Source organism: Acinetobacter sp. CFCC 11171 (assembly GCF_003268405.1).
GTDB lineage: Bacteria > Pseudomonadota > Gammaproteobacteria > Pseudomonadales > Moraxellaceae > Acinetobacter > Acinetobacter amyesii.
Genome location: NZ_LQXP01000019.1, coordinates 1 through 17,588, shown reverse-complemented (window position 1 = coordinate 17,588; position 17,588 = coordinate 1). Strand labels below are relative to the sequence as shown.

Here is a 17,588-nt window from a genome sequence, read left to right as displayed (position 1 = left end):
AATTGGCTCTATGCTAAGCAATTCAGACGCTTTGAAAAATCAGTGTTTTTGGAATAGAGCCTCAATAAAAAGTTGAGGCTGTGCTTAAAATCAACTATAGACAAGGTAGTTGGATTCAATAAAAAAGTAATTACAATTTACTTTAATTACTGTCATAACTACTCATTTGCTCTTCAGCTAATTCATAAGAACTTTCGAATTGATATTTCACCGTTTCATCTTGAATCGAATCAATAAATTTTTTTATTTTATTTTTATATTCAACGTTCCCAGATTTATACATTGATAGCAAATAGCCCCACTCACCATAAATATACTGAGGGTCATTTTTTGATACTTTCCTTAATTCTTCTTTTAAAATCAATGCTAAATCGGAATAACATTTTTCATATTCATCTTTCGATCTTTTAGCATAATAGCTTAACTCACACTGAGTCACTAAAAGTTCCTGACTGAAAGAGTCATTTAACATTTTATGATTAAGATTATAAGCCTCTTCATACATGCCTGTTGCTAAGTAGATTTGCATTTCAATCTTTTGTCGTTCTTGATCATTCGTGATCTTTTTTATTTCAGACAAACTATCTTTCATTACTTTATCTGCGTTTTCTTTATCTCTCAGATTAAGTTTATTAATAGTATTTTTATAATCATTTATTATAGCTGTATCTTCTTTAGACAGCGTTGAAATTGATTCTTTTTTTTGAGCTTCTTTAACTTCATGCTGATTCAAACTAATTTTCTCAGACGAGCAAGCAGTACTACCAAATATAAAAAATAAGGTTAAGAAAATAAAAAAATGCTTCATCAAACTTCTCTCGCTGCGGAGTTTAAGGTAAAGGTATGAGTTTAAACTAGGAATTGGTGTAACTGTTCCACCATCAAACTTCAGTATATATCCCAAATCTAATTCAACTTTTAAGAGTGATATATCAGGTTCAGGTAAGTTGATATTACAAGATCCAACTGGCTCTTTTCCTTTTTCAGTATTCCAAATACCATTAGCAATTTTTAACTCTTGAGTTTTTAACAAGTCAAATTTTCTATTTTTTTCTTTAAATAGTCTTAGGGTCGCACGCGGAATAATTTTACTTGCATCATTTTTAACCACCGGCGGCATATATGACACCGTTACAAAAAGTTCTTTATTTTTAACAATATACGTAACAATAAAATCACATACTCCAGAGGCTAATTGTGCAACAATTCCAAATAATCCTTTTTTATCCTCATCATATGGAGGGATCGCAGTCTTAAATTTCACATAATCAGTTTGGTTTCTCTCTATATAGTAATTTTCATATTTTTTCTTATCACTTACAAAACTATTCGTTAAATTATTCTGCAACATACTTGGCTTAAAAATTGGGCTATTTAATGAACTTATTCCACCACTAGTCCCAACAACATGTACTTGGTTTGGCATCAATGAAGCCCCACAAGTAAATTTATCACCTACATAAGCCACTGCCTTTCCATCAAAAATCACATGATCATTACTCTTAATTAAGGTAGACCAAGTTTTACATTTTGGACAGGCGAAACCATCTCCCGCACGAAGAAAGAGATTCCCCATCTGTGAACTTCGGGACTGCGTGGACATGACTGTCCCACCGTGACTTGTTGTTGAGCCATGAATGCCAAATCCTTTAGACATTATTTGAGTCTCCCAAAGTTGGATTCATAAAACCTTCAGGGATAGTTGCATCATGATATAAGCGTAAAACATGGGAAGTGACCGGACTATCAATAATTTCATCGCCATTTTCTAATAATGATCCGATAAGTGCTGCGGCCCTGCCATCAACATTTAGAAGAAATCCTGCGCCGGAGATAATTTTTGCTGTCGAACCATCTAAATATATAGCTTCATCACCGACCAAAGCTAAAGAGATCCCGTTGACCTTATAAGCATGATTAGATGCTCGAACTAACCCACCTTTTTTTGTTTTTGAACCATTAAAAGCTGCATAATATTTGGTATGCGGCTTATGATTCCAATAGAGTTGTTCTGCTTGGTGAATCTTTTGAATATCGTCTTGAGAAAGTTTTTTTTAGCTGTTCTTCTGATAGTTCATGCAAAAAAGTAGGGCTAGTCATGCTAGATCCAATTATTGTAATTAGAAGTAGAATAACAAATAAAAAAATTAATAAAATTTCAAAATGTAAATCAAATCATCATCTTTTCAGTTGGTGATATTAAAAAAGAACATTAATAAATTTGATCTAATCTCAAAAACTAAAAATTACGGTCGAATCTCTTTCAACTCACGTTGAATAAAATGCTGAATCATATCGCGGTATAAACGTTCCACAATATCTGCATTTACACCGTGCTCTGTGGCTTGTAGACGAATTTTACTTATCACCGCTTCGACACGTTCTGGTGATTGAACATCCTGTACTGAACGCTTAAAACGCACCGCTTGATCGACATAAAACTGACGTGCAGCAATGAGCTCAATAATCCCCTGATCAATCACATCAATCTGTGCGCGGGCTTGCTCTAATGACTCAACTTTTTCTTTCTTCATCTTCTCTGGCTTCACTTTCAGCGGTGTTTTCACTTTTATACTTCTCTTCTAACACATTACTGAAAATACTTTCAATCATCCAAACGCGGTATAAGCTATTAAATACATAGCTTTGACCTGCAATACGTAATTCTAAAACAGGAAAATCGGGCTGTGACTTCATCTCACAGTGCATATCATTTTCTTTTAATTTTTCAGCAATATCGTTAGTAGTCAGTTCAGAAATCTCTAACTCATACTGTAAAGCCTGAAAATGTGCTTTGAAGGATAAATCACGCCCTTTGGTCCATACGGCTTCCAAAATGCGATACATAACATCAATACGCTGCTCTTCAGGTGCACTGTAGTAAAGCTGTGACATAGCTAATGTCGCAGCTTCTGTAGGCCGGCAAAATGGTGTGAACTTAACTTCGGTCCGTTTAGACAGACGTGTTGCCAAACTCCAGTCAAACAAATCACGACCGTGATACGACAATGGATACACATTCAGCTGAATATTATAATAGTCCGCCAATTCCTCACGAATATAAGCCAACAGTAACCATGAAATCGGATCTTCCATCGCGATATAAAGATCAAGCTCAGGATCGAGTCCCTGAATTTCATTCAGCTCTTCTGCATCACTGATCAGGTGCTCACGCCATTCAATATGATTGATCATAAAGATCGGGTTATCTGTCAGGAGTTTTTGTTGTTTTAAACGGCGCGTTAAACGCAGTAAATCATCTACAGCATGGTACTTACGTTCGCCAAATTCAAAATACCCCGTCAAAATTGCTAAGTCAGAAAAGATCCGTTCTGGAAAATCTTGCGCTTTATGATGACGGCTGGCCATCGCGTACAGTGTTCTCAGCTTGCCATACTGCTTTTGCCACAGCATGTGGAACACATCTTCAAGTAAATAGAGAAAGTCTTGGCCGCGTAATGGGGTATTTTTTAGAATAATTTCGGCTTGTTCTAAAGCTTCAGCGGTCGGTTGTTCAGGTGTTTCATGAAAACTAAAACGATGCTGCCGCGCTAAAATTTGGGCATCATTCAGACAATATTGTTGCCATTCTATCGATGACATTTGATTAGGAGGTTCAGCACTCTGACGACAAATAATCACTTTCAGTGGTTTAATTTCATCACTGAGAATTTCTTCTAATTGAGGCAGTTGCTGAGCAGCCAAATAGCTATAGACATCATCCAGTCGAAGATAAACACTCAGACCTTGTTCCGTGGGTAACACCGCTTGTCGGGTCGGTTTCTGATAAAACCAACTCGATCGGATTGGATCGAACCAACGGCGTAACAGTGACATGCGTTTTTTGCCTCAAAATGATGAATTGTGCCGAACCTGCCAGCACATGCTTAAAATTCAACTTCTATTATGAAGCTGTTTTAAATGAGATATAAGCCTTGTGCAAAACTTATATCAAGTCAGGGCTGAATGTTCAATGTTTAACAATGGATTAGACGTCTAGATTTAGGTCAGTCACCGCACCTTTTTCCGCACCAGAGGTCAACTTGGCAAATTTAGCCAATGCGCCGTGGGTATAGTTTGGTTTCGGTTTGACCCAGGCCGCACGACGTGCGGCAAGTTCATCCTCAGCCACATGCCAAGTCATTTCACGCGTTTCAGCGTTAATTGATATTTTATCGCCGTTTTTGACCAAGCCAATTGGGCCGCCTTCATAGGCTTCTGGTGTCACATGACCAATCACAAAACCATGGCTGCCGCCCGAGAAACGCCCATCAGTCAACAGTGCGACGGATTTGCCTAGACCTTTACCAATAATCGCTGAAGTCGGTTTCAGCATTTCAGGCATACCCGGCCCGCCTTTGGGTCCAACACCGCGGATCACCACCACTTCGCCTTCTTGTACTTCACCATCTAAAATACCGCGCATGGCACCCTGCTCACCCTCAAATACCCGCGCAGGCCCTTCAAAATATAGCCCTTCTTTACCGGTAATTTTAGCCACCGCACCTGTCGGTGATAAATTGCCTTTGAGCACTACTAAGTGCGAATCCTTTTTGATCGGTGCATCAAACGGCAGAATAATTTGCTGACCTGCAGGATAGTCTGCTACATCGGCTAAGTTTTCTGCCAAAGTTTTGCCTGTGACCGTCAGGCAAGAACCATCGAGCATACCTGCATCCAGCATGCGCTTCATTAGCGGTTGAATGCCGCCAATGGCAATCAATTCCGACATTAAATATTTACCCGATGGACGCACATCGGCCACCACAGGAATATCTTTACCGATGCGCACAAAATCATCTAAAGAGAGTTCTACGCCTGCAGTATGCGCCATGGCAATCAAATGCAGCACGCCATTGGTTGACCCGCCTAAAGCAATCAGCACTTTAATCGAGTTTTCAAAAGCAGCTTTGGTCATAATGTCGCGCGGCTTAATATCGAGACGCAGCAGGTTCATTACGGCTTCACCTGCGCGTTGGCAATCTTCAATTTTATCTGCTGAAACTGCTTCCTGCGCCGATGAACCTGGCAAGCTCATGCCTAAGGCTTCAATCGCTGAAGCCATCGAATTGGCCGTATACATACCGCCGCACGAACCCGGCCCCGGCAGCGCGACTTCTTCAATCTGCTTGACCTGAATTTCATTAATTTCGCCTTTGGCGTGCTGACCCACTGCTTCAAATACCGAAATCATGTCGGTATGCCCTGCTCCGGGTTTGATGGTGCCACCATAAATAAACAGGCCCGGACGGTTTAATCGCGCCAAACCCATGATACAGCCCGGCATGTTTTTGTCGCAGCCGCCTATGGCAATTACGCCATCATAGGCCTGACAGCCCACCACAGCTTCAATGGAATCGGCAATAATTTCCCGCGATAGCAATGAATACTTCATGCCTTCTGTACCGTTGGAAATGCCGTCAGAAATCGTAATGGTATTGAAAATAATGCCTTTACCGCCTGCAGCATTCACCCCGCTTTCAGCTTTACGCGCCAATCCATCAATATGCATATTACACGGCGTGACATTGGCCCAAGTCGAAGCAATGCCAATAAATGGGCGCTTAAAGTCTGCATCTTGAAAGCCCGTGGCACGCATCATGGAACGTGCAGGTGCATTTTCGATACCTTCATAAACAGGAGCGGAATGTTCACGGATATTATTTTTACTCATTGTTCTTCCTTGGCGATGGCTGATTTTGGCTTCAGCTTTGGCGGGTTCTTTTAAATTTATTGTATAGAAAGCGCTCGGCATGTAAAAGAAATTACATCTCAACAAAAGAGATTTTTAGCGCATGCAATACCATTCAATCACATGACAAAGCGACATGGATGTCGCTGTTTTCCTGTATGGCAGGGATGCCATATCAGCAGAACAAAAGATTTTTGTTACTTTGGATCTTTCAAAAGTAAGGGATTGCCTACACAAAGCCATATAAATTATAGCTACTATTCGAGGCTGTCTTTTTAGAATTTTAATGACATCCACTAATTATTAAATTTTATTTAGTTGCTTCAAGAAACATTATTTTTAATCAGATTAAGAAATCTATAACTTAGAATTATTGTCCCATTATTTCATTTAAAAGCTGATTACAGCGGAGTCTTACCTCTATAAAAGCTAATTTTCGGAGCTCGTATGTTACTTTTGTTTCGGCAAAGTAACCAAAACCATTTGTCATCCGCAAAACTCGGCAACTGTTTGCAACTAAAAAAATGATCGCAGAAACATTCACTTTTAAATTACCGTTTGCCTCAGACAGTTGCGGATGACATTTCCTCGTATCCAATGCAAGTTATGTGGATGTAAATTAAAAAAGCACCCCATGTGGAGTGCTTTTTTATTTGGAGATCTAAAATTTAGATTTCACGTACTGCGCCTTTCGCCGCACTCGTGGTATGCATTGCATAGGCTTTCAATGCTTTCGAAATTTTACGCGGACGCTCTTCCACTGGATGCCAACCTTTAGCTTCTTGCGCTGCACGGCGAGCGGCCATGGTTGCTTCATCAACAGCAAGGTTGATGGTACGGTTTGGAATATCAATTTCGATTAAATCGCCATCTTCCACCAAACCAATTGCACCACCTTCTGCTGCTTCAGGTGAAACGTGACCAATAGACAGGCCTGACGAACCGCCCGAGAAACGACCGTCAGTCAATAACGCACATTCTTTGCCTAGACCTTTCGATTTTAAGTAGCTGGTTGGGTACAACATTTCTTGCATACCCGGACCACCACGTGGGCCTTCATAGCGAATCACAACCACATCACCGGCTTTGATTTCATTACCCAAGATCGCCTCTACTGCTGAATCTTGGCTTTCAAACACACGTGCAGTACCGTTGAATTTCAAGATTGAATCATCTACACCCGCAGTTTTTACGATACAACCATCGAGCGCAATGTTACCGTAAAGCACAGCTAAGCCACCGTCTTTCGAGAACGCATGTTCAGCATTACGGATCACGCCATTTTCACGGTCACCATCTAGTCGTTGGTAATATCGATCTTGTGAAAATGCAGTTTGCGTTGGTACACCGCCTGGTGCTGAACGGAAGAATTGGTATACATCTTCATTTTCAGTACGGATAATGTCCCATTTATCTAAAGCATCTTTTAAGCTTGCTTCGTGAACAGTACCCACAGATGTGTCTAATAAGCCTGCACGGTCTAATTCACCGAGAATGGACATGATACCGCCAGCACGGTGTACATCTTCCATATGCACGTCGTTCTTCGCAGGTGCAACTTTACAGAGTACAGGCACTTTACGAGACAAACGGTCAATGTCGTCCATCGTGAAATCAACGCCAGCTTCATTGGCTGCAGCCAACAAGTGTAGAACGGTATTGGTTGAACCACCCATCGCGATGTCTAAAGTCATGGCATTTTCATACGAGGCTTTGGTCACCATTTCACGTGGTAAAACGCTGTAATCATCTTGTTCATAATGACGTTTAGCCAATTCAACAATTAAAGAGCCTGCGCGTTCGAATAATTTTTTACGGTTTGCATGTGTTGCCAATGTAGAACCGTTACCCGGTAAAGACAGACCCAATGCTTCTGTTAAGCAGTTCATTGAGTTTGCGGTGAACATACCTGAGCATGAACCGCAAGTTGGGCATGCAGAACGTTCGTATTCAGCAACTTCTTCATCAGTATAGTTGTCATCTGCAGCCACAATCATGGCATCAATCAAGTCGATCGCTTTGTCATTGCCACGGATTTTGACTTTACCCGCTTCCATTGGGCCGCCAGAGACAAATACCACTGGAATGTTCAAACGCATTGCCGCCATCAACATCCCTGGAGTAATTTTGTCACAGTTGGAAATACATACCATGGCATCGGCACAGTGCGCGCTCACCATGTATTCTACTGAGTCTGCAATCAAGTCACGTGAAGGCAATGAATACAACATGCCATCATGACCCATCGCAATACCGTCATCGACTGCAATGGTATTGAACTCTTTAGCTACACCGCCTGCTTGCTCAATTTGACGCGCCACGAGTTGACCAAGGTCTTTAAGATGAACGTGACCCGGTACAAATTGAGTAAATGAGTTCACGACGGCAATAATTGGTTTACCGAAGTCTTCATCTTTCATACCAGTTGCGCGCCATAAGCCGCGCGCACCCGCCATATTTCTTCCGTGTGTCGATGTTTTTGAACGATAGTCAGGCATTTTATATTTCCAACAAAGTTTGAGCTTGAAATGAATCCTACAGATTCACTCTGGCTAAATCATACTGACAATGATGTAAAATCAGTCGAATTTTAAACCTATCATACACCAAGCCATTGTTTTTAAAGATGGCTTTTTAAGCTGAGATTTGGGCAGATGGGTCTATAAATAAAACCGAGTGATTTGACGACAAAAATCTTTTAACTGAAATCTACTATACCGCCATCAATGCCTGCACAATACAAAACTTTCATGAATAATTTTTAAATTTTATATAAATATAATTTATTTAAAAATTGCAAATTTGCGATTTTGGGTTATGAAATCATTGAGCTTGCACAGCTTCAAAGTTGCAAAAATCAATTTCTAATGTTCTAAATTACGCATTAATCATTTGCTATAATCCACATATTCAACACAGATTCGGTTCATTCATTTTGAAAATCATCTTTGCCGGTACGCCAGAATTTGCCGCAACAGCACTAGCTGCTTTGCTCAACACACAACATGAAATTGTTGCGGTATACACTCAACCTGACCGCAAAGCTGGACGTGGACAAAAACTCACAGCTTCTGCCGTAAAGCAATTGGCTTTAGAGCACCATATTCCTGTTTACCAACCCCTTCATTTCAAATCATCGACTGAAGAAGGTTTAGCCGCACAAGCGGAATTAAAGGCCTTAAATGCCGATGTTATGGTGGTTGCAGCCTATGGTTTGATCTTGCCGCAAGTGGTGCTAGATACCCCGAAATATGGTTGCCTAAATATTCATGGCTCATTGCTGCCACGTTGGCGCGGTGCAGCACCGATTCAACGTGCCATCGCAACAGGTGATATTGAAACAGGTGTCACCATTATGAAAATGGCAGCCGGACTCGATACTGGCGACATGATGTATAAAACCATCTGCCCGATTGAAGCAACGGATACCTCTGCAACTTTGCATGACAAACTTGCAGAGCAAGGTGCAACTGCAATTGCTGCCGTTTTAGACACTGAACAAACATTGCAGCAATATCTGGACAGCCGTGAAGTCCAAGACGAAGCGTTAACGGTTTATGCACATAAGCTTTCAAAAGCCGAAGCAAAAATTGATTGGTCCATCGATGCTGTACAAATCGATCGTAATATTCGCGCCTTTAATCCGTGGCCGGTAGCCTTTATTCAGTTGGATGAACAAAACAACTTACGTGTTTGGCATTCTGAACTTTCTGCTGTGTCTGCACCGAACGCTCAAGCAGGTGAAATCATTGCCATCGACAAAAAAGGCATACACGTTGCCTGTGCCAATGGCAGCGTGATTATTTTGACCTCTTTACAATGGCCAGGTGCTAAACCACTCAACCCTGTACAAATTTTACAAACCCAAAAATTGACTATTGGACAAATTTTATAATGAAGCAATCTCCCAACGCCTCGACCCGAGACCTTAATTTACGTGCTCAGGTAGTGAAGACGTTATTGGCTGTCCAAAATGGTCAATCGCTGCAATCGGTACTCGCGCAGCAAATGAATATCGTGTCAGATAAAGACCGTGCGTTATTCCATGAATTGGTGCTCGGTTGTTTACGTCAATGGTATGCATTGAAACAACTGACTTTACCGCTTCTGTCTAAACCGGTAGATAACCAAGTGGTTGAAACCTGTTTATACCTTGGTTTGTACCAATTGTTGTGTACCCGTGTCGCAGCTCATGCTGCAATTTCTGAAACGGTGGAAGCTGCAAAACAATTGGGTATGGGAAGTCTAAGTGGCTTAATCAACGCAATTTTGCGCCGTGCAACACGTGAAACAGAACAGTTCTACGACGTACTTGAACAAGCCACCAATTTACCAAGTTGGTTAACCAAACGTCTGAAAAAAGACTGGGGCGAACAATTTGATGAACTTAGTTATGAGCTTAAGCAAATTGCACCACTGACTTTACGTGTTAATACACGCCAAGTCAGCCGTGACGAATACCTTGATATTTTGGAAGATGAAGGCATCGATGCACATCGCTGTGAACTCTCTAATGTCGGTATTGTGATGGACGAAAGCCTACATATTCCAAGTTTACCGGGCTTTGAAGCAGGTGGTTTTTCGGTACAAGATGAACATGCTCAACTGTGTGCAACACTATTACCAAATCTCGATGGTAAATTTGTGATTGATGCTTGTGCTGCGCCGGGTGGTAAAACCGCACATATTTTAGAGACTTTCCAACCGAAGAAACTCATTGCACTGGATCAAGATGAAAAGCGTCTAAAACGTGTGGTTGAAAACCTTGATCGTTTGGATCTCGATGGTACACATGTCGAAATCCAAACTGCCGATGCCATCACCTATACTGCTCCTGAACTTGCTGATTGTATCGTGCTCGATGCCCCATGTACTGCTGTCGGTGTAATGCGTCGTCATCCTGACATTCGTTTACTACGTCAATCGGGCGACATTGCAAAAACTGTAGTATTACAAAAGCAAATTTTGGAAAACATGTGGAAGCAGCTTAAAGTTGGCGGTACGCTGCTTTACATCACTTGCTCAATTTTAAAAGCTGAAAATGAACAGCAAATGGTTGAGTTCTTTGCCAATCATGCCGATGCCCAAGAAATTAAAATTGAAGCGGATTGGGGTGTTGAACAAATTCATGGTCGTCAACTGTTCCCGAAAGCGGGTTATGGCGATGGCTTCTTCTACTGTCGTATTCAAAAAACAGCTTAATCTGCAATAGAATTTGCTTTTTAGCACCACATAAAAAAGGAACCCGAGGGTTCCTTTTTTTATCAACGATGAAGCTTAATCTTCTTCATCTGGATGTTTTGCTAAATGGATCGACGCTAAGATCAAACCGCCCCAAAGCAAAACCATTGAAATGATCATCATGATTAATGCAGATGTATTCATGTTATTTCTCCTCAGGGTTTTTGTCTTTCATGCAACTAAATACAATGGCACCAAGCACAAAGATCGCAATGACTAAACCGGCTACAGGCAATAACACGTCAACTGGATAACCACCATAGCCTTTAGATGCAACGTCTTTAATGGTTAAGCCTAAAGCTACTAATAATGAAAGCGGAGTAACAACCGTTAATAAGAAGTTCCAACCAAAGCCCAATTTGATACTTGAATATTGATTCACATGATCACGTAATTGCGCAAGCAATGGACGACGGAACCAAGACACCAAGATAATCGAGAACAAACCACCCGCCACGATACCAATGTTATTGGCAAAGTAGTCAATGATGTCAACAAAAGTAATTGCACTATGCGTTGAGAAAATTAAGGTTGATACAATGGCAGAACCACCTGCCACAATCGTTACGGCTTTTTTACGTGACCAGCCGAATTTATCTTGGAACGACGCAATTGGCACTTCCAAAATACTCACCATTGAGGTGATCCCTGCTACAGCCAGTGACGAGAAGAACAAGAAACCAAATAAATCGCCGCCAGCACCTAAGCTAGAAATGATTTTCGGGAAAGCAATAAACGCAAGACCAATACCGCCTGAAACCACTTCATTTACAGGTACGCCCGCACTATGCGCCATAAAGCCCAATGCCGCAAAAATACCAATACCCGCTAAAATTTCAAATGATGAGTTGGCTAATGCAACGACTACACCTGAACCGGTCAAGTTGGTTTTTGCTTTTAAGTAAGACGCATAGGTCAACATAATCCCGAAACCAATCGATAACGAGAAGAAGATATGACCAAAGGCTGCTAACCATACTTTATAGTCAGTCATCGCATCCCAGTTTGGCGTAAAGAATGCATTTAAACCTTCTGTAGCACCAGGTAAACGTACCGCTTGAATCACCAAAATCGAGAACAAAATCACCAACAATGGAATAAAGATTTTATTCGAAAGCTCTACCCCCTTCTTCACACCACCATATAAAATGAACATGGTAATCGCCCAAACAATCACCAATCCAAAAAATAAGGTCGGTACAAAACCAAAGGCAATTCCATCGGCATTTTGCAAGTAGGTATTAAAGAAGAAGCCTTGCGTATCTTCACCCCATTTTTGACCAATTGAGTAGAAAATATAACTGCCGGCCCATGACAATACGCTGGCATAGTAGATCCCGATGATGAGTGTCACCATCACTTGCCACCAGCCTAATGCCTCACTGTTCATAAGTTTTTTATATGCAGTAGGCGGTGCTTTTCGGAATTTATGCCCCACTGCATAATCTAAGAATAATAAAGGCAAACCCGCTGCAAAAATTGCAATTAAATAGGGAATTAAAAATGCACCGCCACCATTTTCATATGCCACGTAAGGGAAACGCCAAATGTTTCCCAAACCTACAGCAGAACCAATAGCGGCAATGATAAATCCTGATCGTGCCGACCAGTTTTCACGATTATCTGACATAGAACACCTAAACCTCAGGCATCTTTAACTGCTGCTTGTTATGGTTATATCGCGAGCAAAAAAAGAACCATAAAAATAAAATTCTGGGTGTTTGATCTGGTGAGATACCTTGTGAGCGTCTATACCAAATTGCAAACAGAAAAATCACATGCGCATTTTGGTTAAAAACACCACAAATAACTTTCCCTTTGTATGAATTAACAATACTCACTTTTTTTAAGTTTTTCTGTAATTTCTACGGCAAATATTCCATTTTTATAATGTGTTTAGGCTTAAATGTTCATTTAATCAGCTTATTTTTCATACAATTTAAGTTATCAATAATATAACTTTTAGGAATATTTTATTTCCAATTAAATTTTTAAAGTTATTTCACTCGATAATGTCCGGTAATTTGATAAGCATACAAAAGATCTTCTTCCTGTGTGCCCTCTCCAATATTATGGATAATCAGCGGAACACCGCTAGCTTTCACTTTACGATCTGAAACCACACCGATATGCACTAAACCACGCCCTAAGTCCCAAGTGACAATATCTCCGGCCAAATACTGCTTATCTTTGACAACAAAGCCCTGACGTAGCATCCAGGTTTGAATATTGGGAACACGCCGATGATCAATATTTTTATCAGTACTTTTTAAGCCCCATTTTTGTGGATACTGCTTAAAATTGGCTTTCATATCTTCATGAATGGCTTGTTGTAAATCAATTCCTTGCTGTCGTAATGCACGAATTACCACGTCGGTACAAACACCCTTGATTAAAGGGACATCTCCCATCGGATAACGCAGTGCAGTATACGCAGGATCATAATATAAGGTTTTCCCAATCTGACTGCGTGCATCCGTCACCATTTGAGTGGCGTTAAAGGCAAAGACAGCCATATTCACGGTCATCAAACTGACCAATAATAAAATTCGTTTCATTTTTTTTTATTCACCTTAGATTTTGAAATGATTAAAAACTGGGCTTCGAACACAATCATGCTGAACCAAGCCCATGTTTAAACGACTACAGTTTTATCGCCAATACGCGTTCTTCTTGCATATCTCGAATGGCAGACTGAATTCCTTCACGGCCTAAGCCAGAATCTTTTACGCCACCATATGGCATGTTATCGACACGGAAAGATGGAATATCATTAATAATCACTCCACCAACCTCTAAGTGATTCCACGCATACAACATTTTATTCAAATTTTGCGTATAGACACCCGCTTGTAAACCAAAACGGCTGCTATTAATTTTGGCGATGCCTTTTTCAAAATTTTTGTATTTTTCTAAAATCGCTACAGGGCCAAAGATTTCATCTTTATACACTTCCAATGATTCATCGACATTTTCTAATAAAATTGGATCGAGCAATGCACCCTGATGTTCACCACGAACCAATGCTTTAACACCTTTTTTTACTGCTTTATCGACCCATTTATGTACGCGTGTTGCTTCTGCTTCCTTAATCATTGGACCGACCATGGTGCTTTCCAAATGAGGATCAGCGGCTTTAAGTTGCTTCATTCTCGCCACGAGTTTTTTCTTCACATCGGCATAGATATCGGCATGCACCAAGATGCGTTGTACGCTGATACACACCTGCCCTGCATGGTTATACGCCCCACCGACTAAACGTTCAATAAATGCCGTTGAAATTTCAGTATCAGGCTCAACCAATACCGCAGCATTACCGCCAAGTTCTAAAGTCACTTTTTTACGTCCCGCACGCGCTTTCATATCCCAACCGACTACATCGGAACCGGTAAAGCTGAGCAGTTTAAATCGGTCGTCAGTGACCAAGACGTCTGCATGTTCGCGTGGACAAGGTAAAACCGAAAAAGCACCTTTAGGTAAATCTGTTTCTGCTAAAACTTCCGCAATTTTTAAAGCTGAAATAGGCGTCAAACTTGCAGGTTTCAGCACAAATGGACAGCCTGCGGCAATGGCAGGTGCAATTTTATGCGCAGTAAGATTGATCGGAAAATTAAACGGGCTGATCAACGATACAGGACCAATTGGCACATGTTTGACCATACCTTGATATCCAGATGCTGCTGCGGTAACCGCCAATGGGATCATGCGACCATCATCCATCTGTGTGACAGCATCGGCAGCAATTTGAAAGGTATTGATTAAACGTTCAACTTCAGCAGCTGCGGCTTTACGCGGTTTTCCACCTTCCGCAATTAAAATTTCAGTCAATTCTGCACGCATTTCATTAAAACGTTTAACACAGTGCAGTAAGATTTTTTGTTTTTGAAAAGGTTCCAATGCCGCCATTGCAGCGCTAGATTTAACCGCTGAATCAATGGCTTTTTCAATGGTTGCAGCATCTGCGAGTGCAACGCGTGCATATACGTCTTGGGTATATTTTTGATTCACTTCTAACCACTGATCGGTAGTCGCTGCTTTACCTGCAACATAGAGCGGATAGTCTTTTATATCTTGTACGGCTTTGGACATGACGATATTTCCATGATCTTGAGACATTATTGATAAATGTGAATAAATCTATGCCCTATATCATGCGCTGACTGAGCCCAGAGTTCACTATATTTAAGTAACAAAATGAACCACAAGCCTCAAACTTGATTACTTATCCGGCCTGAACTTCATCCCCTATTTTCAAACCTCTGCTTGCACTGAAAAACGTATGATCGAGTCTCTATATAACAATGACATTAAATTAGAAAAGTTATTTAAAATAAAAAATCTCATTATTTATCATAATATTAATAAATTCTTCAAAACTAAATTAATAATAAAAAATGTGAATACAACATGAAAAAAGCCCATCAAATGACGGGCTTTTTAAATCTATGATTTAGCTATACGAACGTTGTGTTTTCACTGAAGCCTTATTCACATTTTCTAAAGCAGCAACTTCTTCATCCGTTTGCGCTTTGCGAATAAAGAACACTGCAATCGCTGAGATGACTACTGGAATTCCCACAGCCATAAAATTAATTTGATGTGGCAATTCTTGTGATAATAAATAGCCGATCAGAATCGGGCCAACAATCGCACCTGTACGCCCCACAGCAGATGCCCAACCAATACCTGTAGAACGAACAGACAGCGGATAATACTGTGCAACATAGCTATAGAGTAAGATTTGAGAACCAATTGCTGATGCACCTGCCACTGCAACCAAAAGGTAGATCACAGGCTGTGGAGAATTAAAGCCGAGTAAAGATAATGCCACAGCACCTGCCAGACATAATGTAATGATCACCGGTTTTAAATGGAACTTATCCGCTAAGATACCTCCCCCAATCGTACCAATTACCGCACCAATATTCATCGCCAATAGGAACGTCAAACTGCTACCTAATGAATAACCTGCGGCCATCATTAGTTTTGGTAACCAACTACCTAATGCATACAGAGTTAATAGGCACATAAAAAAGCATAGCCAAAACAACATCGTACTTATGCCACGACCTTGCTTATACAATGCTCTAACAGACGCTCCACCCGGAACAGCAACTTCAGTCAGTTCAAGTTGAGTATTTGCAGTCACCGTTTGCTCTGGTGCAATGGTTTGAATCATCCTACGAGCTTCATCGTGACGATTCACCTTCACCAAAAATGTGAGCGATTCAGGTAAAAACTTCCAAGCAAATGGCAACAGTAACAGTGGAATACCCGCAATGAAGAACATGATTTGCCAGCCATAATCCGCAGTAAACCATGAACCAAATAGAGCGGCCATGATGCCACCCATTGCATAACCACTGAACATAGTGGTCACTAAAGTACTGCGTAGATGCTTAGGTGCATATTCAGACGTCAATGCCACAAGGTTCGGTAATACTCCACCAATGCCAAGTCCAGCAATAAAACGTAAAGCACCAAATTCAGTAGGATTTGATGCAAAACCGCCTAGAAATGTGAATGTACTGAATAAAAATACACAGATCATGATGACTTTCTTACGGCCAATCTTATCAGCCAAAGTACCAAACATCATGGCACCAAACATCATCCCTGCAAGTGCTGTACTCGCAAGCATGCCTGCCTGAACAGCTGTTAATCCCCAATCTTTCATCAATAAAGGCAGCGCAACACCATTGATCGCTAAGTCATAACCATCAAATAAAATAAGAATTAGACACCACATCATGATGCTGAAATGCGATTTTGTGAACTTAGCGTTATCGACAACGCTATTCACATTCATTGTGCTTGTAGACATTGAACCTCACCTCCAATTGTGAGTTTTATTTTTCGCTACAATGCCGTTTTTCAATGTAAATTGTCCAAAATTACAAAGGTATAGACCCATACCTTTCAGATATATCTATGTCATTTGGGAATAAAATGTCATAAAAACTTAGATATTTTTGAAATATTTATACATAAAAAAATCGATGGACTGCGGGTCTAGTTTTAATAATGATTAATTATCAATGTGTTATTAGAAGCTAAATCACAATCAGACGATAGATTATTTGATATGAAAATTGTCAGAATAAAACTCAAATTTTATAGAAAAAAATCGCAGTTCTACGATCTAAGTCGTAGATTTCTAAATCATAAGTCATCAGCCATCACTTAAGTCGATAATTAGGCATTTAAACTGTTGTTTTAGCTGACTTACATTCAGATTTTCCGGCATTTTAAGCTAGTAATTCTCCTGATTAATCATTTTTGAATGCGTTTTTTGTCTAATAATCATCCATTTTTAGATAATTCAAGCCTCAATCTATCAATATTTTTATCATCTCCCTGTTTTGTGCTTTTTCTTTTCTTCCTATTTCCCTTTCCCTCACGCATAAAAAAACACCCCCTGCACTAGTCAGGGGGTGTTTCGAATAATGAGCTGGCGATGACTTACTCTCACATGGGTAACCCCACACTACCATCAGCGCTAAGAGGTTTCACTTCTGAGTTCGGGAAGGGATCAGGTGGTTCACTCTTGCTATTGTCGCCAGCACAACTGTTATGGATACTTGCTTAGTCTAATCTCAGAGCAGTGCTCTTCGTGCTAAGTTTTCTACCAAATGAGTTATTAACAGAAGTACTT

The 17,588-nt window shown here is 40.6% G+C and carries 12 protein-coding genes, 1 rRNA gene and 1 pseudogene; 2 read left to right on the top strand and 12 right to left on the bottom strand.

All coding sequences use genetic code 11. The annotated features are described in order from the left end of the window. Nucleotides 1-142 precede the first annotated feature (142 nt). From AVJ20_RS10335 to ilvD (AVJ20_RS10310), 6 genes and pseudogenes are all read right to left on the bottom strand, one after another. A complete protein-coding gene (locus AVJ20_RS10335; RefSeq protein WP_111885147.1) occupies nucleotides 143-1,657 on the bottom strand; it encodes a PAAR domain-containing protein in 1,515 nt (504 codons plus the stop codon). Then, nucleotides 1,650-2,100 (bottom strand): annotated as a pseudogene (locus AVJ20_RS10330) (PAAR domain-containing protein). The gene AVJ20_RS10335 and the pseudogene AVJ20_RS10330 overlap by 8 nt, the downstream one beginning before the upstream one ends. A gap of 146 nt (nucleotides 2,101-2,246) precedes the next feature. Next, nucleotides 2,247-2,534 (bottom strand): chorismate mutase, encoded by a 288-nt coding sequence (locus AVJ20_RS10325; RefSeq protein ID WP_078191648.1) that lies wholly within the window; start codon nucleotides 2,532-2,534, stop codon nucleotides 2,247-2,249. Further along, on the bottom strand, nucleotides 2,515-3,837 hold the full coding sequence (locus AVJ20_RS10320; RefSeq protein WP_111885146.1) for a hypothetical protein: 1,323 nt from the start codon (nucleotides 3,835-3,837) through the stop codon (nucleotides 2,515-2,517). The genes AVJ20_RS10325 and AVJ20_RS10320 overlap by 20 nt, the downstream gene beginning before the upstream one ends. 151 nt (nucleotides 3,838-3,988) lie before the next feature. After that, nucleotides 3,989-5,674: a dihydroxy-acid dehydratase gene (ilvD, locus tag AVJ20_RS10315; protein ID WP_111885145.1), complete on the bottom strand. Its 1,686-nt coding sequence runs from the start codon at nucleotides 5,672-5,674 to the stop codon at nucleotides 3,989-3,991. A 686-nt stretch (nucleotides 5,675-6,360) separates the two neighbouring features. Then, complete coding sequence (gene ilvD / locus AVJ20_RS10310; protein ID WP_111885144.1) at nucleotides 6,361-8,190, bottom strand: dihydroxy-acid dehydratase; 1,830 nt, start codon at nucleotides 8,188-8,190, stop codon at nucleotides 6,361-6,363. Nucleotides 8,191-8,627: 437 nt separating this feature from the next. Between ilvD (AVJ20_RS10310) and fmt the strand changes: the two genes are divergently transcribed. Further along, on the top strand, nucleotides 8,628-9,587 hold the full coding sequence (gene fmt / locus AVJ20_RS10305; protein WP_111885186.1) for a methionyl-tRNA formyltransferase: 960 nt from the start codon (nucleotides 8,628-8,630) through the stop codon (nucleotides 9,585-9,587). Continuing rightward, nucleotides 9,587-10,894, top strand: coding sequence for a 16S rRNA (cytosine(967)-C(5))-methyltransferase RsmB (gene rsmB / locus AVJ20_RS10300; RefSeq protein ID WP_111885143.1), 1,308 nt, complete (start codon nucleotides 9,587-9,589; stop codon nucleotides 10,892-10,894). Before fmt ends, rsmB begins: the two co-directional genes overlap by 1 nt. A gap of 75 nt (nucleotides 10,895-10,969) precedes the next feature. On the opposite strand, the gene AVJ20_RS10295 is transcribed toward rsmB, so the two are convergent. The 6 genes from AVJ20_RS10295 to rrf all read right to left on the bottom strand — a co-directional run bounded on the left by AVJ20_RS10295 (nucleotide 10,970) and on the right by rrf (nucleotide 17,497). Beyond that, nucleotides 10,970-11,077, bottom strand: coding sequence for a methionine/alanine import family NSS transporter small subunit (locus tag AVJ20_RS10295; RefSeq protein WP_078194501.1), 108 nt, complete (start codon nucleotides 11,075-11,077; stop codon nucleotides 10,970-10,972). Nucleotide 11,078: 1 nt separating this feature from the next. Continuing rightward, the gene (locus AVJ20_RS10290) at nucleotides 11,079-12,563 is read right to left on the bottom strand and encodes a sodium-dependent transporter (protein WP_111885142.1); all 1,485 of its coding nucleotides are present in this window, start codon (nucleotides 12,561-12,563) and stop codon (nucleotides 11,079-11,081) included. Nucleotides 12,564-12,930: 367 nt separating this feature from the next. Continuing rightward, nucleotides 12,931-13,461, bottom strand: coding sequence for a DUF1287 domain-containing protein (locus AVJ20_RS10285; RefSeq protein ID WP_416240545.1), 531 nt, complete (start codon nucleotides 13,459-13,461; stop codon nucleotides 12,931-12,933). A 115-nt stretch (nucleotides 13,462-13,576) separates the two neighbouring features. Beyond that, on the bottom strand, nucleotides 13,577-15,022 hold the full coding sequence (locus AVJ20_RS10280) for an aldehyde dehydrogenase family protein (protein WP_111885185.1): 1,446 nt from the start codon (nucleotides 15,020-15,022) through the stop codon (nucleotides 13,577-13,579). A 361-nt stretch (nucleotides 15,023-15,383) separates the two neighbouring features. Then, nucleotides 15,384-16,757, bottom strand: coding sequence for an MFS transporter (locus AVJ20_RS10275; RefSeq protein WP_111885140.1), 1,374 nt, complete (start codon nucleotides 16,755-16,757; stop codon nucleotides 15,384-15,386). A gap of 625 nt (nucleotides 16,758-17,382) precedes the next feature. After that, nucleotides 17,383-17,497, bottom strand: a 5S ribosomal RNA gene (gene rrf / locus AVJ20_RS10270). Nucleotides 17,498-17,588 lie beyond the last annotated feature (91 nt).